The 26741-nt window shown below is 72.6% G+C and carries 28 protein-coding genes; 15 read left to right on the forward strand and 13 right to left on the reverse strand.

All coding sequences use genetic code 11. The annotated features are described in order from the left end of the window. Positions 1–10: 10 nt before the first annotated feature. From AB0C02_RS12840 to AB0C02_RS12850, 3 genes are read right to left on the reverse strand one after another with little or no spacing between them, the layout of a single operon-like run. Entirely contained in the window at positions 11–700 is a 690-nt protein-coding gene (locus AB0C02_RS12840; RefSeq protein ID WP_357547215.1) for an ATP-binding cassette domain-containing protein, read from the reverse strand. Beyond that, positions 693–1547, reverse strand: a complete 855-nt coding sequence (locus AB0C02_RS12845) for an ATP-binding cassette domain-containing protein (protein ID WP_357547233.1) — start codon at positions 1545–1547, stop codon at positions 693–695. Before AB0C02_RS12845 ends, AB0C02_RS12840 begins: the two co-directional genes overlap by 8 nt. Further along, positions 1540–4254, reverse strand: a complete 2715-nt coding sequence (locus AB0C02_RS12850) for a hypothetical protein (protein ID WP_357547243.1) — start codon at positions 4252–4254, stop codon at positions 1540–1542. The genes AB0C02_RS12845 and AB0C02_RS12850 overlap by 8 nt, the downstream gene beginning before the upstream one ends. A gap of 370 nt (positions 4255–4624) precedes the next feature. Here AB0C02_RS12850 and AB0C02_RS12855 point away from each other — a divergent pair, with 370 nt between their 5' ends. The 6 genes from AB0C02_RS12855 to AB0C02_RS12880 all read left to right on the forward strand — a co-directional run bounded on the left by AB0C02_RS12855 (position 4625) and on the right by AB0C02_RS12880 (position 10480). Next, on the forward strand, positions 4625–5758 hold the full coding sequence (locus AB0C02_RS12855; protein ID WP_357547247.1) for an N-acetylmuramoyl-L-alanine amidase: 1134 nt from the start codon (positions 4625–4627) through the stop codon (positions 5756–5758). A 154-nt stretch (positions 5759–5912) separates the two neighbouring features. Then, complete coding sequence (locus AB0C02_RS12860) at positions 5913–6326, forward strand: VOC family protein (protein ID WP_357547253.1); 414 nt, start codon at positions 5913–5915, stop codon at positions 6324–6326. A gap of 96 nt (positions 6327–6422) precedes the next feature. After that, entirely contained in the window at positions 6423–6971 is a 549-nt protein-coding gene (locus tag AB0C02_RS12865; RefSeq protein WP_357547260.1) for a hypothetical protein, read from the forward strand. Beyond that, positions 6968–7714: an ABC transporter permease gene (locus AB0C02_RS12870; RefSeq protein ID WP_357547268.1), complete on the forward strand. Its 747-nt coding sequence runs from the start codon at positions 6968–6970 to the stop codon at positions 7712–7714. Before AB0C02_RS12865 ends, AB0C02_RS12870 begins: the two co-directional genes overlap by 4 nt. 49 nt (positions 7715–7763) lie before the next feature. Continuing rightward, positions 7764–9914: a glycogen debranching N-terminal domain-containing protein gene (locus tag AB0C02_RS12875; protein ID WP_357547273.1), complete on the forward strand. Its 2151-nt coding sequence runs from the start codon at positions 7764–7766 to the stop codon at positions 9912–9914. 59 nt (positions 9915–9973) lie between these two features. Next, entirely contained in the window at positions 9974–10480 is a 507-nt protein-coding gene (locus AB0C02_RS12880) for a DUF2231 domain-containing protein (protein ID WP_357547276.1), read from the forward strand. Between the two features lie 26 nt (positions 10481–10506). On the opposite strand, the gene AB0C02_RS12885 is transcribed toward AB0C02_RS12880, so the two are convergent. The 4 genes from AB0C02_RS12885 to AB0C02_RS12900 all read right to left on the reverse strand — a co-directional run bounded on the left by AB0C02_RS12885 (position 10507) and on the right by AB0C02_RS12900 (position 14647). After that, complete coding sequence (locus tag AB0C02_RS12885) at positions 10507–10920, reverse strand: ester cyclase (RefSeq protein WP_357547281.1); 414 nt, start codon at positions 10918–10920, stop codon at positions 10507–10509. 87 nt (positions 10921–11007) lie between these two features. Continuing rightward, on the reverse strand, positions 11008–13125 hold the full coding sequence (locus AB0C02_RS12890) for a xanthine dehydrogenase family protein molybdopterin-binding subunit (RefSeq protein WP_357547287.1): 2118 nt from the start codon (positions 13123–13125) through the stop codon (positions 11008–11010). Beyond that, a complete protein-coding gene (locus AB0C02_RS12895) occupies positions 13122–14111 on the reverse strand; it encodes a xanthine dehydrogenase family protein subunit M (protein WP_357547292.1) in 990 nt (329 codons plus the stop codon). The genes AB0C02_RS12890 and AB0C02_RS12895 overlap by 4 nt, the downstream gene beginning before the upstream one ends. Further along, the gene (locus tag AB0C02_RS12900; RefSeq protein ID WP_357547300.1) at positions 14108–14647 is read right to left on the reverse strand and encodes a 2Fe-2S iron-sulfur cluster-binding protein; all 540 of its coding nucleotides are present in this window, start codon (positions 14645–14647) and stop codon (positions 14108–14110) included. The genes AB0C02_RS12895 and AB0C02_RS12900 overlap by 4 nt, the downstream gene beginning before the upstream one ends. A gap of 165 nt (positions 14648–14812) precedes the next feature. On the opposite strand from AB0C02_RS12900, the gene dinB reads away from it, so the two are divergent. From dinB to AB0C02_RS12915, 3 genes are read left to right on the forward strand one after another with little or no spacing between them, the layout of a single operon-like run. Continuing rightward, positions 14813–16000, forward strand: coding sequence for a DNA polymerase IV (gene dinB / locus AB0C02_RS12905; RefSeq protein ID WP_357547323.1), 1188 nt, complete (start codon positions 14813–14815; stop codon positions 15998–16000). An 18-nt stretch (positions 16001–16018) separates the two neighbouring features. Beyond that, the gene (locus tag AB0C02_RS12910) at positions 16019–16414 is read left to right on the forward strand and encodes a VOC family protein (RefSeq protein WP_357547337.1); all 396 of its coding nucleotides are present in this window, start codon (positions 16019–16021) and stop codon (positions 16412–16414) included. Between the two features lie 43 nt (positions 16415–16457). Further along, positions 16458–17267 (forward strand): TIGR02452 family protein, encoded by an 810-nt coding sequence (locus AB0C02_RS12915; protein ID WP_357547344.1) that lies wholly within the window; start codon positions 16458–16460, stop codon positions 17265–17267. Between the two features lie 51 nt (positions 17268–17318). Here the strand turns inward: AB0C02_RS12915 and AB0C02_RS12920 are convergent, their stop codons facing one another. Genes AB0C02_RS12920 through AB0C02_RS12930 form a run of 3 tightly spaced genes read right to left on the reverse strand, consistent with a single transcriptional unit; the run spans position 17319 to position 19619 of the window. Further along, entirely contained in the window at positions 17319–18305 is a 987-nt protein-coding gene (locus tag AB0C02_RS12920) for a transporter (protein ID WP_357547349.1), read from the reverse strand. Continuing rightward, positions 18302–19192 (reverse strand): ABC transporter ATP-binding protein, encoded by an 891-nt coding sequence (locus AB0C02_RS12925; protein ID WP_357547358.1) that lies wholly within the window; start codon positions 19190–19192, stop codon positions 18302–18304. Before AB0C02_RS12925 ends, AB0C02_RS12920 begins: the two co-directional genes overlap by 4 nt. A 19-nt stretch (positions 19193–19211) precedes the next feature. Beyond that, a complete protein-coding gene (locus tag AB0C02_RS12930; protein ID WP_357547381.1) occupies positions 19212–19619 on the reverse strand; it encodes a GntR family transcriptional regulator in 408 nt (135 codons plus the stop codon). Positions 19620–19786: 167 nt separating this feature from the next. Between AB0C02_RS12930 and AB0C02_RS12935 the strand changes: the two genes are divergently transcribed. The 5 genes from AB0C02_RS12935 to AB0C02_RS12955 all read left to right on the forward strand — a co-directional run bounded on the left by AB0C02_RS12935 (position 19787) and on the right by AB0C02_RS12955 (position 23904). Beyond that, complete coding sequence (locus AB0C02_RS12935) at positions 19787–20887, forward strand: winged helix DNA-binding domain-containing protein (protein ID WP_357547399.1); 1101 nt, start codon at positions 19787–19789, stop codon at positions 20885–20887. 207 nt (positions 20888–21094) lie between these two features. Continuing rightward, complete coding sequence (locus AB0C02_RS12940; protein ID WP_357547402.1) at positions 21095–21505, forward strand: hypothetical protein; 411 nt, start codon at positions 21095–21097, stop codon at positions 21503–21505. Positions 21506–21518: 13 nt separating this feature from the next. Then, a complete protein-coding gene (locus AB0C02_RS12945) occupies positions 21519–22118 on the forward strand; it encodes a cell wall protein (RefSeq protein ID WP_357547407.1) in 600 nt (199 codons plus the stop codon). Between the two features lie 71 nt (positions 22119–22189). Next, a complete protein-coding gene (locus AB0C02_RS12950; protein ID WP_357547416.1) occupies positions 22190–23056 on the forward strand; it encodes a MauE/DoxX family redox-associated membrane protein in 867 nt (288 codons plus the stop codon). Positions 23057–23214: 158 nt separating this feature from the next. Beyond that, entirely contained in the window at positions 23215–23904 is a 690-nt protein-coding gene (locus AB0C02_RS12955; RefSeq protein WP_357547422.1) for a hypothetical protein, read from the forward strand. Between the two features lie 3 nt (positions 23905–23907). On the opposite strand, the gene AB0C02_RS12960 is transcribed toward AB0C02_RS12955, so the two are convergent. After that, on the reverse strand, positions 23908–24651 hold the full coding sequence (locus AB0C02_RS12960) for an MBL fold metallo-hydrolase (protein WP_357547424.1): 744 nt from the start codon (positions 24649–24651) through the stop codon (positions 23908–23910). Between the two features lie 59 nt (positions 24652–24710). Then, positions 24711–24977 (reverse strand): hypothetical protein, encoded by a 267-nt coding sequence (locus AB0C02_RS12965; protein ID WP_357547427.1) that lies wholly within the window; start codon positions 24975–24977, stop codon positions 24711–24713. A gap of 128 nt (positions 24978–25105) precedes the next feature. Between AB0C02_RS12965 and AB0C02_RS12970 the strand changes: the two genes are divergently transcribed. Continuing rightward, entirely contained in the window at positions 25106–26350 is a 1245-nt protein-coding gene (locus AB0C02_RS12970) for a zinc ribbon domain-containing protein (RefSeq protein WP_357547430.1), read from the forward strand. Here AB0C02_RS12970 and AB0C02_RS12975 read toward each other — a convergent pair. Continuing rightward, complete coding sequence (locus AB0C02_RS12975) at positions 26323–26727, reverse strand: RraA family protein (RefSeq protein WP_357547433.1); 405 nt, start codon at positions 26725–26727, stop codon at positions 26323–26325. The genes AB0C02_RS12970 and AB0C02_RS12975 overlap by 28 nt on opposite strands. Between the last annotated feature and the right edge of the window lie 14 nt (positions 26728–26741).

Here is a 26741-nt window from a genome sequence, read left to right on the forward strand (position 1 = left end):
GGCGCCGCGCCTACCCGTTCCGGCCCCGTCCATTCCCGTGCGGGCCGCCGCCCCCACCCAGGAGCCGCCCGGAGTGCAGATTCAGCACGATGTCGGCCACCTCGATCAACCGGGCGTCGTGCGTGGCCACCAGGACGGTTGTCCCCCGGCCAACGGACTCCCGGAGCGCCGCGACAACCTGCTCGACGTGCCCGTCGTCCTGGTGGGCCGTCGGTTCGTCCAGCACCGCCAATTCGGGGCCGAGGACGAGCGCCCGGGCCAGGGCGGTCCGCTGTTGCTCTCCGAGCGAGGTCTCCCGCGCCGGGCGCTGCGCGATGCGCTCAAGGTCCATCCGAGCCAGCAGGTCGGGATCGAGCGGCGTCCCCCGTAGCAGGGCTGGCAGGTGGACGTTCTCGGCGACGGTCAGCTCACCGACCAGGGCCAGTCGCTGGGGCGCGAGCGCGACGCCGGCCCAATCCCGCAGCGCGGTCGCCGGCTCGCCCTTGACGCGCACCTGGCCGGCGGTCGGCGCCATCACTCCGGCCACCAGATGGCAGAGGGTGGACTTTCCCGACCCGGAGCGGCCGGCGAGGGCCACCAGGACTCCCCCGCCGATTTCCACCGTGACCTCGTGCAGCACGGTGACGGCCGCCGCGCCGCGTCCGTGGGTGTGGGTGACCGCCTGGACGTCCACGAGCGCTGGGGGCGGGGCGTTACTCATCTGCGGCCCTCCCGGACGTCGCCGGCCGATCGGTCGACGTCAGGCGCACGTGGTCGGCGTGCACCTCGATCAGCGCGCGGCCGTCGGGGAACAGGGCCAGCGCCTGCTCGGGAAGCTGCACCCGCCCGAACCTGTCGATGGCCGCGGTCCGTGCCGCAGTAGCGTGCTGCTCGGCCGACAGCACCCCGTGCCGCAGGTGCAGCACCACGTCGGCGACGGCCACCGCCCGCGCGTCGTGGGTGGCGAGCACCACGGCTGCGCCCTGCTCCGCGCACCCGCGTAGCCGGGCCAGAACAAGGTCGGCGGTGGCGTCGTCGAGTTCGGCGGTCGGTTCGTCGGCGATCACCAGATCCGGTGGCCCGACGCACGCGACGGCCACGGCGAGCCGCTGCTGCTCCCCTCCCGACAGGGCGGCGGGCAGCGCGTCCACCCGGCCCGCAAGGTCCACGTCGCCCAGTACCGCGACCGGGTCGATGGGCATGCCACGCAGCCACGCTGTCTGCTCGACCTGTCGACGGGCGGACAGTTGCGGGAACAGCCCGTGCGCCGGCCGCTGGGCGATGTAGCCGATGTGGTGTCGGCGCAGCCGCTGCAACTGCCGCCGGGTCAGCGTGGCGACCGGGCTGCCGCGGTGGCGCAGCGTCCCACCGGCGGGCCGTTCCCGCAGGGCCAGGATCGCCAGCAGGGTGGACTTTCCACTGCCGGACGGGCCCGTGATCGCGGTCAGCGTTCCGGTGCGGATCCGCACGTCGACGCCGCGTAGCGCCTGGGTCGGACCGGTGGGCGTCGGGTAGAGCTGAAGCAGTTCGGTGCCGTCGAGCAGCGGCCGGGTGACATGGTCAGGCATCGGTGCGGTACGCCTCCTCCTCGCCACGGCCGGAGCGCTGGTGGCTGACAGCCGTCGCCGCGCCGGCCGCCAGCAGCGCCGCCAGGGCCGTCATCCCGAGCGCCGCCGGGGTGACGACCAGATGGAACGCGGGAGCCTCGTCGGGGGCGACGTCGAGCAGCCGCCCGGCCAGGGGTGTGAGCAGCAGCAACCCCAGCACGGCGCAGAGCAGCGCCAGGGCCGCCAGGGTGGCCTGTTCGACCGCCCGTGACAGCAGGACCCGGGGCCGCCCGAAGCCGAGCCGCGCGAGCATGAGGTCGGTGGGCCGGTCCGCGGCCGCGCGGCGCTGGGCGTGCACGCACAACGCCAGCACCGCGAGCAGCGCCAGGTAGCCGGCGACGGCCACCTGATAGCCGCCCGCCTGCTCAGCGGCTACGTAGATGTCGCGCCGACGCAGCCGCTCCGCGGTGTCGAGTTGCCGCGGCTGCACGCCGTGGGCGCTCAGCACAGCATCCACGGCCACATCCGAGGACCCCCACAGCTCGGTACGGGCGAAGATGCCGGTCGCCAGGTTGTCGCGTGGCTTGAGCCGGGGGTCCACCGGGCCGAACGTCGAGAATGCCGGCCCGGCGGACACCACGTACATCGGCTCGCCGGCGTACCGCGGGAACACGTCGACGGCGTCCACGACCCGGAGGCGTTCCCGCCACGGCCCGGCCTCGACCTGGACGATGTCGGCCACCTCGATCCCGTCCACCCCGACGGCGATCGCCGGCAGGCCGAGGATCGGGTCGTACGGGGTGTCCTGGTCGGCGAGTCGGCTGAGCGCGCGGCGGGCCCGGGCGAGTTCCGGTCCGTGGCCCCAGGAGGCGGCGTCGCCGAGCGTGGCCGGGTCCACGATGAGGAGCTGGTGTGTGCCGAAGGTCGCCGGGTTCGTGACGTCGATCCGCCAGACCAGCGTGGTACGGGCGGGCAACGGTGGGGTACGCACCCCGCGCGCCGGTTCGTCGGGCTGCGGCTCTCCGGGCTTCGGGCGTGGTGGCGCGAGCACCGGATCGTCGTCGAGCTGCCAGGCTGCCTCGATGGCGGCCACCGTCTCGGCGCCGGAGCGCACGGCGACCCGGTCCTCGATCGTCGTCCGGGTGGCGGCCACGCCCGAGAGGGCGAACAGCACCATGCCGAGTCCGGCGGTCACCGCGGCGGCGACCGGCGCACGGCCGGGCACGGTCGCGCCGAGTCGACGGCGGGCGAGCCACACCGCGTTCGGGCGCGACGCTCGGGACGGCCGGTGCCGCCTGGAACGGGTCAGCCAGGGCAGCAGCCGCATGGCGAGGGCGCCGGCCGCGACGAACACGAGTAGCGGCACGAGCAGATCGGTGCTCCGCGCGTCGCCGCCGGAGCGGTCCGCGGCCGCCAGACCCGCCGTCGCGGTGAGGGCCGCGGCGACCAGCAGGGCCAGCCACGGTGCGGGACGACGGGTGGTGCCTGGGGCGGCCGGGCGGACCCGCCGGGCGGCGACGCCGCCGGCGAGCGCCCCCACCAGGACGGCACCCACCGCCGCCGACGCCACCGCGAGCAGCAGCCCCGGCAGGACGGACAGGGCGGTCACGGCGCCGGTGGGGCCGGCCTGCCCGACGATCGCCCAGGCGCAGAGCCAGCCCAGGACGCCGCCCAGCGCGGCGGGTAACAGGTGTTCGAGCGACCAGAGCAGGGCGACGAGAACGGTGGGTGTGCCGGTGCCGACCGCGTGCCGCAACTCGACGTCCCGGCGGCGCAGCGCGGCGGCCACGACGGCGAGCAGGGCGGTCAGCGCGACCAGCACGGCGGCCCATTCCAGGGGCAGGGTGCGTTGCCGTGTGCCGTCGGCCACCGCGCCGGCCTGTTCGGTCAGGTCGCCGATGCCGCTGGCCACCCGGCGGGCCAGTACCTCACCCTCGGCCCGGCCCTGCACGTACCGCTTGCGTAGCACGTCGATCCGGTCCGCCACCACCTGCGCCTGTGCGAGCGTCAGGCCGGGGGCGAGTGCGGCGTCCACCGACCAGAGCAGCTGGTCGCCGACCTCGTCCGCCAGTGCTTCGGCGGTCGCGACGTCGCCGATGACGAGGTACGCCGGCAGGGTCTCCAGGGCGCTGTCGAGTGGCAGCTCGCCTCTGCGGAGGGACCAGTCCCGGTGGCCCGGGCGGTCCAGCGGCCGACGGCCGTCCTCGGCGACCCGGTAGGTCCCGGCGACGGTGGTGTCGACGCGCCGTTCGTCGCCGTCGCGGTTGCGGGCGGAGAACGTCACCGGGTCGCCGGCTTCGACGCGGAGTCCCTGAGCCAATGGCACGGGCAGCCAGACCCCGCCAGCCTGCCCGGCGGCGGCATCCCCCGTGGTCACCAGGTGCTCGGCCGGGTCGGGGAGGGCGAAGAGACGGGCGCGCTCGCTGCGGGTTCCGTGTGCGAGGAACGACTCCCACCGTGTTGACCGGCCCAGCTCGACGCCCACCGACTTCCCGTTCAGGGTGGGCGCGGACAGCCCGGGGATGGCGCGGATCTGGTCGAGGACGGCCTGCTGGTCGGCGCTGGACGGCGATGCCGACGCGGTCAGCCGGACGACGTCCGCATCGCTCTGGCGGGCGCCGGCGGGTACGGCGGCACGGACGCCTTCGAACGCCGCGTTCTCCGACGCCTCGGCGAACATCGGCGGTGCCGCACTGGCCGTGGCGAGCGCCATGAACACGAGCAGCACCAGCAAAGACCACGGTCCCTGGCGGACACCCCACCAGGCGGCCGAGCGCGGCAGTGGAGAACCACGTCGACCTGCTCGGCCCGGGCGGGGCGGGTTGCTGCCGGCCGGCGGGGTCGGGGTGCCGTGCGCGGCCGTCTCGTCGAGCCGATGCGCCATGGGGCCCCCGGTCGTGTGTGGACCCACTGATCCTGCCCGCTCACAGCGACGGGAGGAAGGCCCCGCCGACAAAACAGGACGAACCACGCCGATCGAAAATTGTCACTCGCGTGCCTAGCGCGGCGCACACCATTGGCAATATCCTCCGACTCACGAGCGGGTATTGAAGCTCCTTTTCACACCCTGGCTCTCGCCCGGCCACGGAGGAGATGACATGCACTTCGACCACCCTGAGCTGGATCGTCGTACCTTGCTGCGGGCCGGCCTCGGCGCCGCTGCGGTCGCGGTCGTCGGGACCGAACTCGCCTTCCCGGCCGCCGCACAGGCCGCGCCGGGCGCGAACCTCGACTGGATCATCAGCTGCAACGGGTGGGGCGCCCGGCCGCCTGCGGACCCGCTGTCGATCAGCGCTACCGCCACCAACAAGATCATCGTGCATCACATGGCGTTCCCGAACAGCACCGACTATTCGCCGGAGCACGCCAAGCAGCTCGCCCGCGACTGCCAGGACCTGCACATCGACGGCAACGGCTGGTCGGACACCGGCCAGCACTTCACGGTCAGCCGGGGCGGCCACGTGCTGGAGGGCCGGCACGGCAGCCTGGAGCGGCTCCGGGCCGGCGACCGGCAGATGATCTCGGCGCACTGCCCCGGCGAGAACGGCCGGGCCATCGGCATCGAGAACGAGGGCACCTACGTCACCGACACCCCGCCACGCGAACTGCTCGACTCCCTGGTCACGCTCTGCACCACCATCTGCCAGCAGTACGGGCTGCACGCGCACGACATCTTCGGCCACTGGGACTTCCGGGCCACGCTGTGCCCGGGAGCGACGTTCTACCGCGAGTTCCCGACGTTGCGCCGCCGGGTCTTCGCCAACCTCGGCACCCGCCTGGCCGACGTGCCGGCCCGCCGCTGGCCGGACATCTGGCGGTTCGTCGGCGGCCCCGTCGTCCAGGTCGCGCAGTACCTGCTCACGTTCCGCGGCTACCCGGTCCCGGTCAACGGCGTCTTCGACGCCGCCACCGTCGCCGCCGTGCAGGACTGGCAGGCCCGCAACGGCATCCCGGTCGACATCGACGCCACCCTCACCGGCCCGACCTGGGAGACCCTCGCCCCCGAGCTGGACAAGGACGCGACCGGCGTCCCGGTCAGCGCGGTGCAGTTCATGCTCAACTCCAAGGGCTACGCCGACGTCGCGATCACCGGCGAGTACGACCACCCGACCCAGAAGGCGCTCCAGGACCTGCAGCGCCTGCACGGCCTGACGCCGAACGGCAAGGTCACGACCACTACCTGGTGCGCTCTGGTGGGGGGCGTGGTGCGTCAGTCGTTCTCGAAGAACTGACCGACGCACCGGTGGGGGAAGCGGTGGAGGTGTCAACGGCGACACCTCCACCGCATTCCCGGCCCGGTCCCCGCGACTCGCCCGTTCCCGCCTCGTTGTCCACGCAGGGCGGGGCTGCGACGATGCCCCTCGCCAACGACAGAGGAGGGGTCCCATGGCGTCTCGGCTCAACCCGTACCTGAGCTTCCGGGACAGCGCCCGGCCGGCGATGGAGTTCTACCAGCAGGTTTTCGGCGGCACGCTGACGGCGACCACCTTCGGCGAGTCCGGCAACCCGGATCCCGCCGTGGCCGCCAACGTCATGCACGCGCAGCTTGAGACCGACCGCGGCTTCACCCTGATGGCATCCGACACGCCGCCCGAGATGGACCTCACCGTCGGCAACAACATCGCGGTGAGCCTGAGCGGGGACGACGCCGACGAGCTGCGGGGCTACTGGGACAAGCTCTCCGACGGCGCCGTCATCGCCGTTCCCCTAGAGAAGCAAATGTGGGGCGACGAGTTCGGCATGTGCGTGGACCGGTTCGGCATCGGGTGGATGGTGAACATCAGTCAGCCCCAGCCCTGATCCACTCCGGGCAGAGGGCGTCGCCCGAACGGCGGTATCCATGGCCGGCACTCATGACCCAACGGGCCATTGAGACACGCTGTAGAGTCGCCCCCCGTGGACAAGACGCGGCAGTCGCGCCGCGATGGCGGCATCACCGCTCTGGTGGAGGGGTTCTTCGGTGCGGCCTGGTTCGGCTGGGGGCACGTGGCACCACCGGCCTGGCTGGATCCGTGGCTGACCGCAGGCAGCGTGGTCGCCCTGCTCGTCGCGATCGCCGGAGCGGTGGTCGGCTTCTCCAGCCCGGCATCGACCGCCGCCCTCAACAATCGGGCGAGCGGGCGGCGGTACGGGATCATTGTTGGTGTCGAGTTCGGACTGGCCGGCGCGGGCGCCGCCCTCCTGGGGGTGTTCGGCCAGCCGGATTACATCCCCGTGTGGATCTGCGCCGTGGTGGGCGTCCACTTCCTGCCGCTGGCACCGGTGCTCCGCGACCGGAACCTCATACCGCTGGGCATCCTGGTCACGGCCACCGCCGTCGCGGCGTTGGTGGTCGGCCTGACCACCAGTGCGGCGCCGAGCACGATCACCGGGGTCGGCGCGGGACTGTCGCTGTCGTCGTTCGGTGTGCTCGCGCTCGTCGGGGCACTACGCCAGCCGCGATGAGCGCCGGCACGGTGCCGATCGGGCCGACGCTGGTCGTCGCCCTGCTCGGGTTGACCGTGGCGGCTGCCGCCGTGTTGCAGGTGAGCGGGGTCGGCCGGGGCCGGGCGGTACTGACCGCGGCCGCCCGGGCCACCGTGCAGCTCGGCGTGGTGTCGCTGGTCATCGTCGCCGTGCTGCGGGCCTGGTGGAGCACCGGCGTGTTCATCGTGCTCATGTACGTGGTCGCCAGCGTCACCGCCCGCCGGCGGATCGGGCCGTCCTGCCCGCGCCGGGTCGCCCCCCTCGCGATCGCGGCCGGGGTGGTGCCGAGTCTCGGCGTACTGCTGGTCAGCCGGGCGCTGCCGGCGACGCCGCTGGTGGTGCTGCCGACGGCCGGCATCCTGATCGGCGGGGCGATGACCGCGACCAGCCTCGCCGGCCGGCGCACCCTGGACGAGCTGCGCACCCGCCACGGCGAGTACGAGGCCGGCCTGGCCCTGGGGCTGCTCCCCCGCGACGCGGCGCTGGAGATCTGCCGGCCGGCCGCCGGGCAGGCGCTCATCCCTGCGCTGGACCAGACCCGCACGGTCGGGCTGGTCACCCTGCCGGGCGCGTTCGTCGGCGTGCTGCTGGGCGGGGCGGGGCCGCTGGAGGCCGGGGCGACCCAGCTGCTCATCCTGCTCACCCTGCTGGCGGTCGAGGCGGTGGCGATCGCGCTGGCCCTGGAACTGCTCGTGCGCGAGCGGGCCCGCACCGCGCCCTGATCCCGCCCGGCCTGGGTGTAGTCGGAACGCGAACGGGTACAGGCGGCCGGTGACCAGGGTCCGTAGCCTGCGCGTTCGACCCGACCTGCTCTACGTGGCGAGCGGGTGGAGCACCCTGGTCACCGACGTGCGTGGCCGGATCAGCGGCACCGATCCGCAGGGCTTCTTCGCCCGTAACACCCGGGTGATCAGCCGGGAATGGATCACCGTCGACGGCCGGGAGCCGGTCCCGTTCGCCACCGGCAACGTGCGGGGGCACGCCCAGCTCTCGTACGCGGAGCTGGGCAACGGGGAGGAACTGCCGTCACGAGCGGCGTACCTGCAGACCGAGCGGTTCGTCGGAGCGGGACTCCGGACCCGGTTCACCGTGGTCAGCTACGCCGCCCTGCGCCTGGAGTTCGCGCTGCAGATTCGGGTCGCGGCGGACTTCGCCGACACCAGCGAGGCGGAGACGGGGCGACGGTTGCAGGTCGGCGAGGTGGACACCCGGTGGGATCCGGCGGCGGGGGAACTGCGCCTGACCTACCTGTGTGACGGCCTCGACCGGGCGGTCGCGGTCGTGATCCGGGCCGACGCCCCGGTGGCGTACGGCGACGGCGCGTTGCGCGTCGAGCTGGCGGTGCCGCCGCGCGGCAGCGCCTCGGTGGAGCTGCTGGTCGAGCCGGTCTTCGACGGGGTCCGACTGGCCGCTCCCACGGCGACGTTCCTCGAGCCGGATGACTCCGCCGCCCGGGCCCGGTCCCGGCTGATCGGCGAGCTGGCCGATTTGAGCAGCAGCAATTTCGACGTGACGGCGGCCTGGCGGTGTGCCACGCACGACCTGGCCGTGCTGCCGCTCGGCGAACCGGCCGGCCCGGCGGCGCCGATCGCCGGGTTGCCCATCTACCAGGAGATCTTCGGTCGGGACACGATGACCGCCTCCTGGCAGGCACTGCTGGCCGGTTCGACAATGCTGGGCGACAGCCTGCGGCTCATCGCCGGGCATGTGGGTGAGCGGCTGGACGACTGGCGCGACGAGGAACCGGGCAAGCCGCTGCACGAGGCCCGGCACGGGCCGGTTTCCGCGCTCGGGTTGAACCCGTTCAGCAGCTACTACGGCGACTGGTCGACGGCGCCGGACTTCCTGGTCTTCCTCGGGCAGTTCCTCGCCTGGACCGGTGACCTGGACACCGTGCGGGAGTTGCTGCCGACGGCCCGGCGGGCGCTGGGCTGGATCGAGCGGTACGGCGACCCCGACGGCGACGGCTTCCTGGAGTACCACTCCCGCTCCCCGGCGGGGTTGAAGAACCAGGGCTGGAAGGACTCGGACACCGCGATCGTCGACGAGGACGGCCGGCTGGTGACCGACCCGATCGCGACCAGCGAGTTGCAGGCCTACTGGTATGCCGCGCTGCGGCACGCTGCCGTGGTGTTCACGGTGACCGGCCATCCGGCGCGGGGCGCCGCCCTGCTGGCCCGGGCCCGGGCGCTGCGCCGCCGTTTCCATCGCGCGTACTGGCTGCCCGAGCGGGGCTGTTACGCGATGGCGCTCGGGCCGGACAAGCAGCCGGTGCGCTCGACCAACTCCAACGACGGGCACCTGCTGGTCAGCGGCATCGTGCCGGCCCGGGCCGCCGCACTGGTGGCGGACCGGCTGCTGGCGCCGGACATGTTCAGCGGCTGGGGGGTGCGAACCCTGTCGGCCGACCACCCCGCGTACAACCCGTTCAGCTACCACCGGGGCAGCGTCTGGCCGGTGGAGGCGGGCACGATCGGCCTGGGGTTGGCCCGGTACGGCTGCTGGGACCACCTGCACCGGCTGGCCGAGGGGATGTTCGCCGCGGCGGCCCTGTTCGAGGAGCACCGCCTGCCCGAGGTGCTCAGCGGGCTGCCCCGCGACCCGGCCCACCCGCACCCCGGCATCTACCCGAACTCCTGTTCCCCGCAGGCCTGGTCGGCCAGCGCGATCGTCGCGCTGGTCCAGGCGCTGCTGGCGCTGCGGCCCGCCGCGCCGCTGCGCACGATCTTCGTGGATCCGCATCTGCCCGAGTGGCTGCCCGACCTACGGCTGGAGGGCGTACGGGTCGGGCACGCCACGGTCGACCTGACGGTACGACGGCGGCGCGGCGGGCGGACCTCGGTGACCGTGCGCGGCGACCGGCTGGCGGTGATCCGCCGCGCCCCGCGCCAGGCGATCTCCCCGCACGGGCGCCGGATGTAACCAGACCCGATCCGGGAATCCGCCCCGGAACTTCCGCGGCACAGAACGAAGGGACTGACATGGAGAGTCGCGCCAAGGCGATGGGACACAGCGTCCACCCCATCCTGATCGTTTTCCCGTTGGGGCTGCTCATCACTGCGGTGATCTTCGACATCCTCCACCTGATCACCAGTCGGACGGGATTCCAGATCTCGGCCGCGTACACGATGGGCATCGGCGTCCTCGGCGGTCTGCTCGCCGGGGTGTTCGGTTTCACCGACTGGCTGGGCATCCCCTCCGGTACGCGCGCGAAGCGGATCGGCGCCGTGCACGGCCTCGGCAACGTGGTGGTGCTGGCGCTGTTCGCGGCGAGTTGGTTCCTGCGGCTGGCCGCTGTCAACTGGGACACGCACGCCCCGGCCCTGATCTGCAGCTTCGTCGGCATCGTGCTGATCGGGGTGACCGGTTGGCTCGGCGGTGAGTTGGTGGAGCGGCTCGGGGTCGGCGTGAGCGACGGGGCGGGCGTGAACGCGCCGAACTCGTTGTCACGCCGCTCCGGAAGCCGGGCCCGGACCCGTGGCGCCTGAGTGGGCGTCCCTCGCCGGCCGCCGGCTCAGCCGAGGCCGATCTGCTTCATGAAGGTGGTCAGGTCGTAGAAGAGGTTCTCTTCGACGACCTTGCCGTCGACCCAGTGGGCGACTGTGCAGAAGTCCACGTCGAAGGACTTGCCGGTGGGCGGGATCTGGTTGCCGTCCGGGCCTTTCATGGGGCCGGTCATGGTGCCGGTGAAGCGGGCGATGGAGCAGGTCCACTCACCCGAGGCGAACAGCACCTTGTACGGCCGGTTGCCGAGGCGTTGGTCGGGGAAGGCGGTGAAGAAGTCCCTCGCCTCGGCCTCGTGGTTGTGCTGGCCGTGGGTCTCGGGCTTGCCGGGCCACCGGACCACCACGTCGTCGGCGTGGCGGCTGTTGAACGTCTCAAGATCCTGGTCGTTCCAGGAGTCGTCGAGCGTCTGCATGAGTTCCATGTTTCGCTGCTCGACACCCATCACCGGTCCCCGCATCCGTCGACGTCACCTACGACGCCGTCACGTTATCGGGTTGTTCGGTGCATTTCAGGCAATTGGCCAATCGCCGGGGAGGAGCTTGTCCAGGGTGATCGGCAGGTCGCGGACGCGGACGCCGGTGGCGTGGTAGACGCCGTTGGCGATCGCCGCTGCCACGCCGACGATGCCGATCTCACCGACGCCCTTGGTCCCCATCGGGTTGACGTACGGGTCCTCCTCTTCGATCAGGTGGACCTCGATCGCGCCGACGTCGGCGTTGCTGCTGATGTGGTACTGGGCGAGGTCGTGGTTGACCACGTGACCGAACCGGAGATCGAGCACGCTCTGTTCGTGCAGCGCCATGGACAGACCCCAGGTCATTCCGCCGAGCAGTTGCGAACGGGCGGTCTTCGGGTTGACGATCCGGCCGCACGCGAACACCCCCAGTTGCCGGGGTACCCGTACCTCGCCGGTCTCCTCGTGCACCCGCACTTCGGCGAACTGCGCGCCGAAGCTGTGCATCGCGTACTGCTTGAGGTAGGGGTTTTCCGGCATGTCGGCGGTAACCTCCAGCCCGTGCGCCGGCACGGTGCCGCCGTGTTCGGCGGCCAACCGCTGGCGCAACTGGTCGGCGGCTGCGCAGATCGCCGAGCCCCAGCTGGTGATCCCCGACGATCCACCCTCCTCGGTGGCCGGCGGGTACGCGGTGTCCCCGATCCGCAGGTCGACCTGCTCGACGTCGACCTGCAACGTGTCGGCGGCGACCTGGGCCAGCGCGGTCCGGGTGCCGGTACCGATGTCCGCGGCCGCGATCAGTACGACGTACCGGCCGTCCGGGCCGACCCGGATGGTCGCCTTCGACCCGGGCAGCCGCAGCACCGGGTACGAGGCGGCAGCCACCCCGGTGCCCACCAGCCAGTTCCCCTCGCGGCGCGCCCGCGGGGTGGGGTCGCGCTGCGCCCAGCCGAACCGGCGGGCGCCCTCGCGCAGGCAGGCAACCAGGTTGCGGCTGGAGAACGGCAGGCCGAAAAGGGGGTGCACGTCCGGCTCGTTGCGGATCCGCAGTTCTATCGGGTCCAGACCGCAGGCGATGGCCAGCTCGTCCATTGCCGACTCGAGCGCGAACATGCCGGACGCCTCCCCGGGCGCCCGCATGATCGTCGGCGTCGGGACGTCCAGGTCCGCCACCCGCTGCCGGGTACGGCGGTTCGGTGCGGCGTACATGCCTGGGGTGGCTCTGGTGCTCTGCTCGGCGAACTCCCTGACCTTCGAGCTCTGCTCGATCGAGTCGTGGTCGATCGCGACCAGCCGCCCGTCGCTGCCGGCGCCGAGCCGGACCCGCTGAATCGTCGGCGGCCGGTAGCCGGTCTGGGAGAACGTCTGCTGCCGGGTGAGCGCGAACTTCACCGGTCGGTCCGGAACGAGCCGAGCGGCCATCGCGGCGAGCACGACATCGGCCCACGGATAGACCTTCGACCCGAACGCGCCGCCCACGTGTGGCGATATCACCCGTACCCGGTCCGGTTCGAGCCGGAACGCAGCAGCTATCGCGGCTTGAATCCGATTCACCCCCTGGGTCGACAGGTGCAGGGTGAACCGATCGTCCGCCCAGCAGGCGACTGTGGTGTGCGGCTCCAGCGCGTTGTGGTTGTTCCAGGAGGTGCTGTAGGCCTGGTCCACCCGGACCGCCGCCGAGTCCAGGGCCGCGTCGACGTCACCCTCGGCGGTGTGCATCGGGAAGATCGGCAGCACCTCGTTCGGCACCCGCAGTGCCTCCCGGTGCACCTCGCCCCGCAGGTCGACGGTGTGCGGCCGCGCCTCATAGTCGACTCGGACCAGGCCGGCGGCGTGCCGGGCGATCTCCGAGGTCTCCGCGATCACCGCGCCGACGAACTGGCCCCGGAACGCGACCTCGTCGGACTGCAGGATGCGCAGGTCACCGCTGTCGGTGGCGACCCGGGGCGCGTTCTGGTACGTCAGCACGGCCAGCACGCCCGGCTGGGCACTCGCCTGGCTGCAGTCGATTCCGGTGATCCGGCCGGCGGCGACGGTGCTCTGCACCGGAAACAGGTACACCGGGCGCGCGGCCGGCTGTTCGAAGGCGTACCGGGCCAGGCCGCGCACCTTCTCCGCGCCGTCGAACCTGTCCAGCGCCTGGCCCATGGCCCGGGGCGTGACCGGGGTCATCGCAGCCCGCCGGTCAGATCCAGCAGCGTACGCACCATGGTGTTGCGGGCCAACGGGACCTTGAACGCGTTTCCCGGCAACGGTCGGACGTCGGCAAGTTCGGCCTCGGCGGCCTGGCGAAACCGCTCCGCGTCGGCCGGGCCGCCGCGCAACAGCTCCTCGGCCTTGGCCGCCCGCCACGGCTTGTGTGCCACCCCGCCGAGCGCCACCCGTACGTCACGCACCACGCCATCCGCCACGTCGATCGCGGCGGCCACCGCGACCAGCGCAAACGCGTACGACGCCCGGTCGCGGACCTTGCGGAAGTGGGAGCGGGCCGCGAACGGCAACGGCGGCAGGTCGATCGCGGTGATCAGCTCACCGTGCTGGAGCACGGTGTCCCGCTGCGGTTCCGGCCCGGGCAGCCGGTGCAGCTCGGTCATCGGGATCACCCGCTCCCCGTCCGGCCCCACGGTACGCACCACCGCGTCCAGCGCGGCCAGCGCGACGGCCAGGTCCGACGGATGGGTCGCGACGCACTCCGGTGAGGTGCCGAGGATGGCGAGGTCGCGCTGGTGCCCCTGGATCGCGGAGCAGCCGGTCCCGGGTTCACGTTTGTTGCACGGGGTGGTGACGTTCTGGAAGTACGGGCAGCGGGTGCGCTGCAACAGGTTCCCGGCGGTGGTGGCGAGATTGCGCAGTTGGCCGGAGGCGCCGGAGAGCAGGGCCTGGGAGAGCATCGGGTAGCGCCGCCGGATCAGCGGGTCGGCGGCGAGGTCGCTGTTGGGAGTAGCAGCGCCGATCCGTACCCCGCCCTCGGGCAGCTCCTCGACCCGGTCGGACGTCAGCCGCCGTACGTCGACCAGCAGGTCCGGCCGGGCCACGTCGAGCTTCATCAGGTCCACCAGGTTGGTTCCCCCGCCCAGGAAGGCCCCGTGCGGCGCCTCGGCGAGCAGCGCGACAGCGCCGGACACGGTGCCGGCGCGCTCGTAGCGGAATGTCCTCACCGCCGGGCCGCTTCCTGGATCGCCGGCACGATGTTGGCGTACGCGGCACAGCGGCACAGGTTGCCGCTCATCCGCTCGCGGACCTCGTCGTCGGTCAACATCGCCCCGGTCGGGCCGTCTCCCCCGCCACTGCCCACGCCGGCAGGCTGGCCCGCGGTGACCGCGCTCGGCCAGCCGGCCTCGGCCTCGCGCAGCATGCCGACCGCCGAGACGACCTGACCCGGCGTGCAGTAGCCGCACTGGAAGGCGTCGTGGCGGATGAAGGCATGTTGCATCGGATGCAGCTCACCGTCCGGCGCCAGCCCGGCGGCCGTCACCACCTCCGCACCGTCGTGCGCCACGGCGAGCACGAGGCAACTGTTGACCCGTCGGCCGTCGAGCAGCACCGTGCACGCACCGCACTGCCCGTGGTCGCATCCCTTCTTGGCACTGGTGTTGCCCAGCCGCTCGCGCAGGGCGTCGAGCAGCGTGGTGCGGACATCCACGGTCAGTCGGTGCGGGGTCCCGTCCACCCGGATATCGACTTCGACTTCCATCCTCGCCGACCCCCGGCACCGTCCCGCCAACCTGACGGGGTCGAGAGTAGCCAGGACAACCCGATATGTTGCAGAAACAGGGGGATTGCCTGTTTGCCATCACGGGGGAAACGCGAAACGCGGGGTCGACAGCCCCTTTTCGAACAAGTGTGCGAACATGGGTGCGTGTCGAGTGAGGCCACGATCCTGCACGCCGACCTGGACGCGTTCTACGCGTCGGTCGAGCAGCGCGACGATCCCCGGCTGCGCGGCCGGCCCGTGATCGTCGGCGGCGGGGTGGTGCTGGCCTGCAGCTACGAGGCGAAGGCGCGCGGGGTGCGCAGCGCGATGGGCGGGCGGCAGGCCCGGCGACTCTGCCCGGAGGCGATCGTGGTCCCGCCGCGGATGGCCGCGTACACGGCGGCGAGCCGGGCGGTGTTCGACATCTTCCGGCAGACCACGCCGCTGGTGGAGGGGCTCTCCATCGACGAGGCATTCCTTGACGTGGGTGGGCTGCGCCGGCTGGTCGGCCCGCCCGCCGACATCGCGGCGCAACTGCGCCGGGAGGTACGCGAACACGTCGGCCTGTCGATCACCGTCGGCGTGGCCCGGACGAAGTTCCTGGCCAAGGTGGCCAGCGGGGTGGCCAAGCCGGACGGGCTGCTGGTCGTCGCGCCGGAGCGGGAGCTGGCGTTCCTGCACCCGCTGCCGGTGGAACGGCTGTGGGGCGTCGGGCCGGTCACCGCGGGGAAGTTGTGCGACCGGGGCATCCGTACGGTGGGGCAGGTGGCCCGGCTCGACGAGGCGACCCTGGTGTCGCTGCTCGGCACGGGCGCCGGCCGCCACCTGCACGCCCTCGCCCACAACCGCGACCCCCGCCCCGTGCAGGTCGGGCGGCGACGGTCCTCGATGGGAGCCCAGCACGCGCTCGGCAACGAGCCGCACTCCCCGGCCGAGCTGGACGCCGTGCTGGCCGGGCTGGTCGACCGGGTGACCGGGCGGATGCGCGCGGCACACCGCACCGGGCGCACGGTGACCCTCCGGCTGCGCTTCGCCGACTACACCCGGGCGACCCGCTCGCACACGCTCGGCAAGGCGACGGCACAGACCGGGCCGCTGCGGGAGGCGGCGCGGGCGCTGCTGCGCACGGCGCTGCCGGAGATCGAGAGCCGGGGCGTGACGCTGCTCGGGGTGTCCGTCGGCAACCTCGATGACGGGCACATGCAGTTGACGCTGCCGTTCACCCGCGACCCGGGTGCGGAACTGGATGCGGCGGTGGACGCGGTCCGGGACCGGTTCGGCTCGACGGCGCTGACGAGGGCCGTGCTGCTCGGCCGGGATCCCGGCTTGGAGATGCCCCGCCTGCCGGACTGACCGGGGTATGGTCCGCGCATGTCGATCTTCCGGACGCCGCAGGTGATCCTGTTCAGCGAGGACGTCACCCGGGCCGCCGCCTTCTACACGCGGCTCGGGTTTACCGAAACCTTCCGGGTGCCCGCCGAGGGCGGGCCGATCCACGTCGACCTGACCCTCGACGGTTACCGGATCGGGATCGCGTCGGTCGTCTCCACCCGGGCCGACCACGGCCTCGACCCGGTGCCCTCGGGTCAGCGCGCGGCGGTCGTCCTGTGGACCGACGACACCGCCGCCGCGTACGCGACGCTCACCGCCGACGGCGCACCCGCCCTGGCCGCCCCGCACGTCTGGCTCCACCGGCTGCTCATCGCCTGGACGGCCGACCCGGACGGCAACCCGATCCAGCTCGTCCAGCAGCTGCCGGCCCGATAACCGGTCGTGGCACCGGGCGCCGCTGCCGCACAATCAGCCGATCATGAGTACGCGCCTGCGGGCCATCGCCCGAGACACCCTGGACATCCTCGACGCCGGCCGGTACGTCAACGGCCGGGGCGAGACGGTGCACCTCGCCGATCCGGTGCGCGCCGCGGTCGCCGGCACCCGCCTGCACCTGCCTGACGAGCCGCTGCCCACCCCGCCGGTTGACGGCGCCGGGCCGGTGGTGGAGGTGACCGGGGAGAGCACTCTGCTGGCCGCCCGGCGCCTGGCCGCCGGCGGGGACGTCGCCGCGCTGATGTTCGCCTCGGCGAAGAACCCGGGCGGCGGTTTCCGCACCGGCGCGCAGGCGCAGGAGGAGAGCGTCGCCCGGGCGTCCGCGCTGTTTCCCTGCCTGATGTCCGTCCCCGAGTTCTACGATTTCCACCGCGAGCAGCGGGATCTTCTCTACAGCGACCGGGTCATCCATTCACCGCGGGTCCCGGTGTTCCGCGACGACAAGGGGCGGCTGCTCGACGCCGCCCACGCGGTGTCGTTCCTGACCGCCGCCGCACCCAACCGCGGCGCGGTGCTGCGCAACCAGCCCGCCGACGTCGACGAGGTCGGTCCGGCGCTGCGTACCCGGGCGCGTCGGGTGCTCGCCGTCGCCGCCGCATACGGACATCGGCGGCTGGTGCTCGGCGCGTGGGGGTGCGGGGTGTTCCGCAACGATCCGGCGACGGTGGCGGAGGCGCTCGCGCTCGCCCTCGGCGACACGGCGGGCTGGTTCGACCAGGTCACCTTCGCCGTGCTCGACCGGGCGGACGGGCCCGTGCGCGCGGCGTTCGCCACCCGCTTCGGCGCGACCTGACCGGCGCGCGGTGATCGCCGGGCAGGGACCGGCGATCACCGCTGGTACGAACTACGCGATGCGACGGATCCGGCGGATGGCGAGGTAGAGCAGGAGCAGGGCGAGTACGACGAAGATGCCGGTCTCGATGCTCTGGAAGAGCCAGAATCGGTCCCCCGGCTGGTAGAGCTGCCAGTTGTAGGCGCCCGGCCCGAGGCCCAGATCGGCACCGCAGGCATCGCCGGCCGGCCCGCCACCAGCCGGCGGGCAGGCGACAACAGCGTCGGGCGCCACCATCTTTCCGTCGGCGTTGCGGACTCCGCTGGCGAGGACCCAGTCGCCAAGGGACATGACCGGTTGGGCCCCTTCCACGGGGGAGGTGAGGGTGAGTGCGGGCTGATAGTGCGGCCGAACCAGGATCGCCAGTGCCGCTCGCATGCCGACGAATCCGACGAGGGTGACGGCCATGGCGGGTAGCATCCGGCGCCATACGGTGCCGGCGAAGATGCCGAGCGCCACGGCGAAGAGGGTGTAGCCGATCGGGACGACGCCGAGCAGGTCGAAGACCATGATGCCCATCCGGCCCCCGCGTGCGGCCTGGGTGATTGGGCTCGCCCACCACGACATGCCCAGGCCGTAGCAGATCGAGAGGGCAACCGTGGCCGCGCCGACCAGGCCGAACTTCACCAGCGCCCAGTGGGTGCGGCCGACGCCCTGGGTCCAGGCGAAGCGGTGCGTGCCGTGCTCCACTTCGCGGGCGACCAGTGGGGCGCCCCAGAACAGGCCGACCAGCATCGGCAGGACGAGCAGCAGGACGGCCACGAGATTGAGGGCGCCGTAGCGGTTGGTGAAGCGGCGGAAGCCGGCCTGGCAGGCGTCCGCGGTGGCCTGGGCCACGTCGGTGCGGGCCATCTCCCGTACGCAGTCGGGCAGGCCGAGGTCGCTGAACGTGTGCCGCATCGACAGGCCGATCGGGATCATCAGGGCGGCGAGCGCCGCGAACCCGATGAGGGTGAACAGCAGTTGCTTGCGGTGTTGCCGCCAGGTCAGCCAGATCATGCCGGCACCCCCCACTCGGTGTGACTGGTCATCGTGTCGCCGTCGGCAAGGTAGGCCAGGATGATGTCCTCGACGCTGACCTCGCGAACCGTCCAGGCGGGATCATCGATCGGCCGGTCGGTGCGGACCAGCAGCGTGGACTGTCGGTCGGTGTGGCTGGCCCGGACCACCGCAGCGACGCCGACGGGCGGCGTGCCGTCGAGTCGGGGGCCGACCAGTTGCCGGTGCCCGGCCGCGATCTCGTCGACCGGGCCGGTGAGTTGCACCCGGGCGGCGTGCAGCACGATCAGGTAGTCGCAGACCCGCTCCAGATCCGCCAGCAGGTGCGACGAGAGCAGCACCGTGGTGCCAGCGTCGGCCACGCTACCCATCAGCGATTGCAGGAACTCCCGCCGGGCCAGCGGGTCCAGGCTGGCGACCGGCTCGTCGAGCAGCAGCAGCCGGGGCCGTTTGGCCAGTGCGAGCGCGAGCGCGACCTGGGCGCGTTGCCCGCCGGACAGTTTGCCGACCGGCCGGTTGGGTGGGATGCCGAGCTGGGCCAGTCGGTTGCGGGCCAGGGCCGCGTCCCACCGTCGGTTCAGTTTCGCGCCGGCGGTGACCAGTTCGGCGGCGCTGAAGTCCCGGTACAGCGGGGTGTCCTGGGCGACGAACCCGATGTCGGCCAGGGTGTTCGTGTTGTTGTAGGGCGACTCGCCGAACACCCGCACGGCCCCCGCGTCCGGGCGGAGCAGGCCGACGGCCATGTGCAGCAGGGTGCTCTTGCCCGCGCCGTTCGGTCCGACCAGGGCGGCGACCCGCCCGGCCGGCAGGTGCAGCGAGCAGTCCCGCAGCGCCCAGGTGCTGCCGTACCGCTTGCCTAACTGGTCGGCCTCCAGGACCACGTCCATCTTCTGTCCTCTCCTCCGCTCACGCGGGCTCCTTTTGCTGTGCTTCGTCGGCGAGTGCGGCCCGCATGGTGGTCTCCACCAGAGCGGTGACGTCCTCCGGGGTGAGCCCCGCGGACCGCGCCCGGTGCAGCCACGCCACCAGGTCCTCGCGCAGCTCGGCCTGGTTGGGCAGGGACGCGCCCGCCAGGGTGCGCGTGACGAAGGTGCCGACCCCGGGGCGGCCGCCGACCAGGCCCTCGATCTCCAGTTCGCGGTACGCCTTGAGCACCGTGTTCGGGTTGATCGCCAGCGACTGCGCGACGTCACGAACCTTTGGTAGTTGGTCGCCCGGCATCAGCAGGCCGACCCGCAGCGCCTGTTTCACCTGCTGCACCAGCTGCATGTAGGTGTTCACCTTTGACCGGCTGTCCAGCACAAACTCGATCACTCAGGGCGGTCCTCTCTATTGTCCTACAGCAGTAGGACTATGGGACAGCGTCGTCGCGATTGGAGCCACTGTCAAGGCCGGCCGTGGCGGGTCGCGCGATTGGGTGACAGGAGGGCCGAGTGAGCGCGTCGGCGACCCTGTCGGTGGCAGGCCGTACCCTGGCGTCCGTGGTGGCTTCGATCGACCGCGTGGAGGTGCTCGGCTTTCGCGCGCGCGCCCAGCAGCTCGACCGCACCGACGGCACGTTGGCCGACACCGCCGTGCTGGAGATCGGCGCGCAGGACACCGGCCCGGACGGCGGGCTGTGGGCGCTGCGCAACCGTGGCCTGGACGGCTCGGCACTCGCCGATCACGGCCTGGCCACGCTCTGGACGGTGCGCGGCGCTCCGCATCTTTACCGCCGCGAGGACCTGCCGCAGGTCGCTGCGGCAGTGACGCCCTTCTCCGACGCCGACGCCGGCAAGCGCATCTACGACGCGGCCAAGCCGTTGCGGGCGGCCGGCATCGGCAACCTCGCCGCGCTGGACGCCGTTGCCGCCGCCATGCGATCGGTGGTGACCGCGCCGCTGGTCAAGGGCGAGGTGTCCGCCCGGGTCGCCGCCCTGATGGACGCCCCCTACCTGCGGCACTGCCGGCCGTGCGACGCCACCCACCTCTACGAAATGCCGTTCCGGCTCGCGGCGGTGCGCGCCGGGCTGGAACTGCGGGCCGGCACCTCCCCGCCGGTGCTGCAACCCATCGCCGGTCTCCGACCGGCGGCTCGGGTGTCGGAGCGGTTCGACCTGATCCGCGCCTACCTGCGGCTGCTCGGCCCGGCCACCCCCAAGCACGTCGCCGACTACCTCGACGCCCCGGTCAAGGACGTCAAGGCCCGCTGGCCGGCCGACGCCGTCGAGGTGTCCGTGGCCGGCGAGACCCGCTGGGTGCTGCCCGCCGACGCCGACCAGTTCGACGCGCCACGCCCGCAACTGGTCCGGCTGCTCGGTCCGTTCGACCTGTTCCTGCAGGCCAAGGACCGCCCGCTGCTGGTCGACGAGCCGGCCCGAGCCAAGGCCCTCTGGCCAGTGCTCGGTCGGCCCGGCGCGGTGGTTGCCGACGGTGAGATCGCCGGCACCTGGCGACCGCGCCAGTCCGGCGGCAAGCTGACCGTGCAGGTGCAGTTGTGGTCCGGGGCGTCCGCCCGCGTCCGGGCCGCCATCGGGGAGCAGGCCGAGCGGCTGGCCGCGCACCGCCAGGTCCGCCTGCTCAGGGCTGACTTCGTCGACTGACCAGGGCGCGGGAAGCCCGACCGGTGCCAGCACAGCTGGTCCTTCCTCGGCGTGTCGACCAGGTCAGCTGTCACCGATCACGAACCCGACCTCCTGTGTGTAGGAAATCTTCCGGGCAGGTGTTGACTTTGGTGATTTCCAACACAACAATCGCCATCTATATCGACGTTCATCGCTGTCGATTACCGACGATGGGAGGAGGTAACCATGGGAGCTCTGCAAGGCGAGGTGTCCTGGTTCTGCTGCGGCAGCGCCTGGGGTCCCTGCGGCACCGCGGGCGGCGGCGCCTGCGGCACCTGCAAATCGGGCAACTACCAGCACGCCTGGCCCAACGCCTCGGACGCCTGTAACGCCATCACCCGCCCGGACGCCTGCGGAATCAGCATGAGCCGCCGCGGCTGCGGCTTCGTGCACTACACCACCAACCTCTGCAACGGCGCCCGGGTCGGCACGAGCATCGCCGACTGCGGGCCGCGCACCGTCTCGTTCTGCGGCGAGCGCACGTGCTGCGGCTCGGCCTGCGGCAGCAACCGGGTCGTCGACCTGACGCCCGCGGCGTACAGCGCTATCGCCAGTCTGTCCACCGGCCTGCAGCCCTGCACGATCGACATCGTCTGAACGGGAGGGCGCCATGATGCACCAGACCCTCAACCGCCGGCGACTGCTCGCCGCCGCCGCGCTCGGTGGCGTCGTGGGCGCCACCGGGCTCGGCTCGCTCGCCCCCGAGGCGGCCTTCGCCGCCGAGGCCGCCGCCATCGCACCCGGGGCACCGGACCCGAACTTCGCCGAGGGCCGGATCAGCAAGGTCTCCGGACACATGCTGCTGGTCACCGGCTCGGACACCGTGCTGCACTCGATCCGGGTCACCAACGGCACAAGCATCTGGAAGCTGCACCCGACCACCTTCGACCAGGTGGCCGTCGGGGACGGCCTCTACGCCCGCGGCGTCCGCCTGCCCGACGGCACGCTCGCCGCCGACTCCATCTGGGTCAACATCGTCAACCTGCACGCGCACATCGCGTCGGTCGGCCGCAACATGGTGCACCTCGACCACCAGGGTCGCCGGATCGTCGCGCACGTCGTGCCGGGACGATCCGCCGCGGTCTACAACGGCACCCCGGCGATCAGCGACCTGTCGCTGCTGCGGGTCGGCCGGCACGTCCAGGTGCTCGGCGCCTGGCATCCGGACACCAACGAGATCAGCATCGCCACCGTCTACGCCGCCGCCTGACCGACGACGCCCGGGCGGTGCGCCGCGTACCGCCCGGGCACCGCCGGCCGGACAATCCGAGGGGACAACCCATGATCGAACTGATCGCGGCGCTGCAACCGCTGGTCGTCGGTGTGGTGCTGATCTGGTCCGCGCGCGTCAAGCTGTTCAGCCGGCACGCCGCCGAAGCCGCCAACCAATCGGCCCTCGTGCGGCTGCTCGGCCAACGCCGGGCGCTGCCCGCGTACCGGCTGCTCGGCGGCGTCGAGCTGACCCTCGGCGCGCTGCTCCTGCTGCCGCCCGCACTGCGGCTGGAGGCGGTCGCCGCGACCGTGCTGGCCGTCGGTTTCCTCGCCTACCTCACGTACGCCCGGCGGGCCGCACCCACCTCCTCGTGCGGCTGCCTGAGCGCCCGATCGGCACCGGTCTCCGGGCGCAGCCTGGGCCGGGCCGTGCTGCTGGTGGTGGCCGGCGGACTGGCCGTCGTGGCAGCTGGCGGCTGGCCGGCCGCGCTGTCCGCGCGGCCGCTGGCCGGCGCCGCCGTCCTGCTCGCCGAAGTGGCGGCGGTGGTGGCGCTCTCGCCGGAGCTGGACGTCGCCTGGCTGCTGCCGCTGCGCCGGCTGCGCGCCCGGCTGACCCACCCGCTGCGCGGTGGCACCGGCGTGCCGCTGCTCGCCACCGTGCAGCAGCTCCAGCTCAGTGACGCCTACCGGCGGGTCGCCCCGCTGCTCCGCTCCGACGTGCGGGAGCACTGGGACGACGGAGACTGGCGCTTCGTCGGGCACACCGCGCTCTATCAGGGCCGCCCGGTGACCGCGGTGTTCGCCGTGCCACTGGCCGACCAGCAGCCCGACGCGGTGCGGGTCGCCGTCGTCGACGACGCCACCGGCCACACGCTGCTGAGCATGGCCGGCACGGCGCCGCCCGCCGGCCCGCGGCTCACCGTCGTCCCCGCGTGACAGCGGCGGAACGTTCAACGCCGAGCCACCGGCCGCCTCGTCGGACCGGGCGGGCCTCATGGTCCCGCCTGGTCCGATCGGCTCTCGCACCGGAGTTCCGACGCGCCCCGGTGGCCGAGAGCCAGGCCTGCGGTCATTCGCAACGGTACGGTCCCGAGGTGACCACCGAAGCCCTGTTGCGCCGCGCGGACGCCGGCACGCTCGACTACTACCTGCTGCACGCCGAAACCGACGCCGCCCAGGCGGCCGGGCTGCTGGTCGAGGAGTTCGTCCTGGCCGACGACCTCTCCGCCATGCGGCTGAGCAGCGCCGGCTGGACCGCGGCCGACGGCGGCTGGTGGAGCTCCGCCGCGTTCGCCCGGGCGATCCGCGCGGACCAGCAGCTCCGCACCCGCCTGAGCGCCGTCGACCGCGCCGCCGCCGAGGCGACCTACCGCCGGCTCGGCGGCGGCACGCTGCCCGACGAGGAGGCGCTGCGCGGCCACTTCCACGACGACGTACCGCTGTCATCCGGGGCGCCGCTTCGGCTGGGGGCCGGCACGGACGTCCACCGGATCCTCTTCGCCGGCGAGTTGGACGATCGCCGGTTGGCCCGACTGAGCGCGCTGCTGCGGCTTGGCGACGTCCCGACCCCAACCGGACGGCAACCGGGTGTGGTCGGCACCGGGCACCTACGGGTCAACGACACGAACTTCCGGTGGGACCTGCGACGCGTCGGCGGCGCATGGTGCCTCGACGTGACATCGCAGCCGGCCGCCGGCGAGGCGCTGCGCTGGGTGCTGCGCCAGCTCAGCGCCGTGGCACGCGGCCACGGTCTCGTCCCCGCCACGGTCGACCGGCTCTCCTGAGTGTTAGGGCAGGTCGAGGACGAGATCGGCGACAGCGACACCGACGTTGCCGCCGTACCCGGCGCGGGCTGCGAATCGCGCGGCCGCCGGGTCCGTGCCCGGCCGGAGATGGGTCAGGATCAGGTGCCCGACGTCGGCATCCGCGGCCTGCCGGCCGGCCTGACACGCGCTCGACTGGTAGCGCCGCGAGTCCGGCGGCACCTGATCGAGATAGGTGGCCTCGGCGAGCAGCACGTCCGCGCCGCGCGCCAGTTCCACCACATCGGGGCTCGGGCCGGTGTCCCCGGTGTACGTCAGGACGCGGCCGCCGGCAGCCAGCCGGACGCCGGCATTGGGCACGAAGTGCGGCAGTGGGCGGGTCTCGGCGCGGAACGGGCCGATGTCGAGGTGACTGCCGGCGTTGAACTCGTGCAGCACGTAGGCGGCGTCCAGCACCCCGGGGCGGTCCAGCGCCAGCACCGCGTCGAGCGCGCCGGGCAGCGCGTACACCGGCAGCGGTGGCGGCGGATCGTCACGCAGCGTACGCGCCCGCAGCAGCGGGTTCAGGTCGGCGCAGTGATCGGGATGGCCGTGACTGATGAACACCGCGTCGACCTGGTCCGCGGTGATCCGTTCCAGCAGCCGCAGCACGGTGGCGTAGCCGAGGTCGACGAGCAGCCGGAACCCGTCATGTTCGACGAGGTAACCGCTGCACGCCTGACCCGCGTCGGGCCACACACCGCACCCGCCGAGCACCGTGAGCCGCACGCTGGAGACTGTACCGACCGGTGGGGGCCTGGCGCTCACGGACGACGCGGCTGCCCCCCTCACTCCTCGATCGCGCCGCCCACCCGGCGCAGGTGCTCACGGAACGTCAACGCCGGCTGCTCCTCCCGAGCGGTCAGGTACGCCCCGAAGCCGACCTGCGCCCGTAGCGACTCGCCGGCCCGGATCCGGTCGGCCTGCCGCCGCTCGAGGTCCCGGATGGACTCGGCGAGGTCGAACAGCTCCCCCAGCCGTCGGGCCGGTACGAAGAGCACGCCATCGTCGTCGGCCAGCGCCACGTCGTCCGACCCGACCTGCCACCGGCCCACCTGTGCCGAGGTCAACGCCTCGGCCGGCCGGGGGTCGAGCCGCTGCGGCCCGGTCGGCGTGGCGCCGACTGCTGCGCCTGCAACTGCCCACTCGGGCGGATCCGCGTTCGTATCGGGACTGGACGTGGGTGGCCTGCCCGATCAACCTGCCACCCACCGTCCCCGCCTCAGCGGTCCTGCACCTGCCCACCCTCCGCCTGGCAGGCCGGCAGGTGCGCGTCGATCTCGCCTACACGCATCCGGTGCCGAAGGCGAAGCACGCCGGGCATGAGGTGGCGCTGGGCGTGGACTGGGGGCTGAACACCCTCCTGTCCGCCGGAACCGTCCGCCTCCGTCCGGACGGTCGGATCACCGCGTTAGGTGCCGGCGGCCAGGTCCGCGCCGCTGGTGTCCTGGCCAAACAGCACCGCCTGCGGCGCCTGTCGGAACGGTTGCAGACCAAGGCCGATCACTACCAGCGGCTGCTCGACGGCTGCCCCGACGAGCACCTGCAAGCGAGACACGCGGTCCTGCGCGACGAGATCCAGTATGTGTCAGCCCGCCGCCGGACCTTGAACGACGCGCTTGCGTGGGCGGCCGCCCGCTGGGCGGTGGACCAGGCCATCGCCGCTACCGCGACCGTGATCTATCTGGAGGATCTGCGGTCGATGGAAGCCACGGGTATGGGCCGCACGTTGAACACGCGCCTGTCCCAGCAGGTCCGCGGGAAGATCGCCGACCGCATCCGACACCTCGCCGCCGAGCAGGGTGTCGCCGTGGTCACCGTCCCCGCCCGCAACACCTCCAAACACTGCCCGCAGTGCCTCACCCCGCTACGGCACCGTAAGGCCCCCGACCAGCCGACCGTCGCGGGCTGGAAGTGGGCCATCTGCCCCCACCCGTCCTGCGGCTGGCAGGGCGACCGCGACCACGGGGCCTGGCGGCGTATCGCCGCCCGGGGCCTCACCCACCAAGGTAAGACCGTCATCGACAAGACCACCGGTGCCATGGTGATCCGCGCGGTCGTCGACGCCCTCGAAGCTGCGGCCGTCGTCACCCCCACCACTACCAAGACCAGCCGGACGGATCGGTCCAAGACCGGCCCCACCGCGCGCAAGCCATCACGCCCCGCGCCCAGGCGACGCAGGGCACCCTCCCCCACCCGACCTCACGGCCGGGCGGGCAAGCGTCCGGAGGGACACGCACCAACGGACCGGCGGCTGCCCCGCGCAGCCCACCGGCACCAGAACGTGACCACGACCAGCACACCCACCACCGGCCACCAGGCCCGAGGAGCAGCGCTGGGCGCAGGATTCCACCTCCACGCCCACGCCACCCCACCCAGGTGGGAAACGATCCCGGAAACCTACTCCGACACAGGATCACTAAGCTGAACTGAGACGCTGAACACCGGTAGCCCGACCGCGCGGATGTCGACGGTGTCGCGGTGCAGTCCCCAGATCACCACCCCGGCCAGGCCGGCCGCCTGGGCCTCCAGCACCACCAGGTCGCCGACGCATGCCTCGTCGGTGCGCCCGGCGTTGTCCACCACCAGCACGTCGCCGGGCGCGGCCCGGTCGATCGCCTCGAGGAAGATGTCGACGCTGCCGGCGTGCCGGGCCGGTCGTACCCGCCCGACCGTCCGCCCGCCGGGCACCACCGGCCCCAATCCGGCCGGGGCGCAGCGTGCCGGGACACCGACCCGCAGGCCGGCGTGGGCGGTGGTCAGCGCGGCGAACCGCTGGCGCATGCTCTTCGGGTCGATGCTCATGGGCGCACCCTAAT

The sequence above is a fragment of the Micromonospora sp. NPDC048999 genome (assembly GCF_040649295.1).
Classification (GTDB): Bacteria; Actinomycetota; Actinomycetes; order Mycobacteriales; family Micromonosporaceae; genus Micromonospora.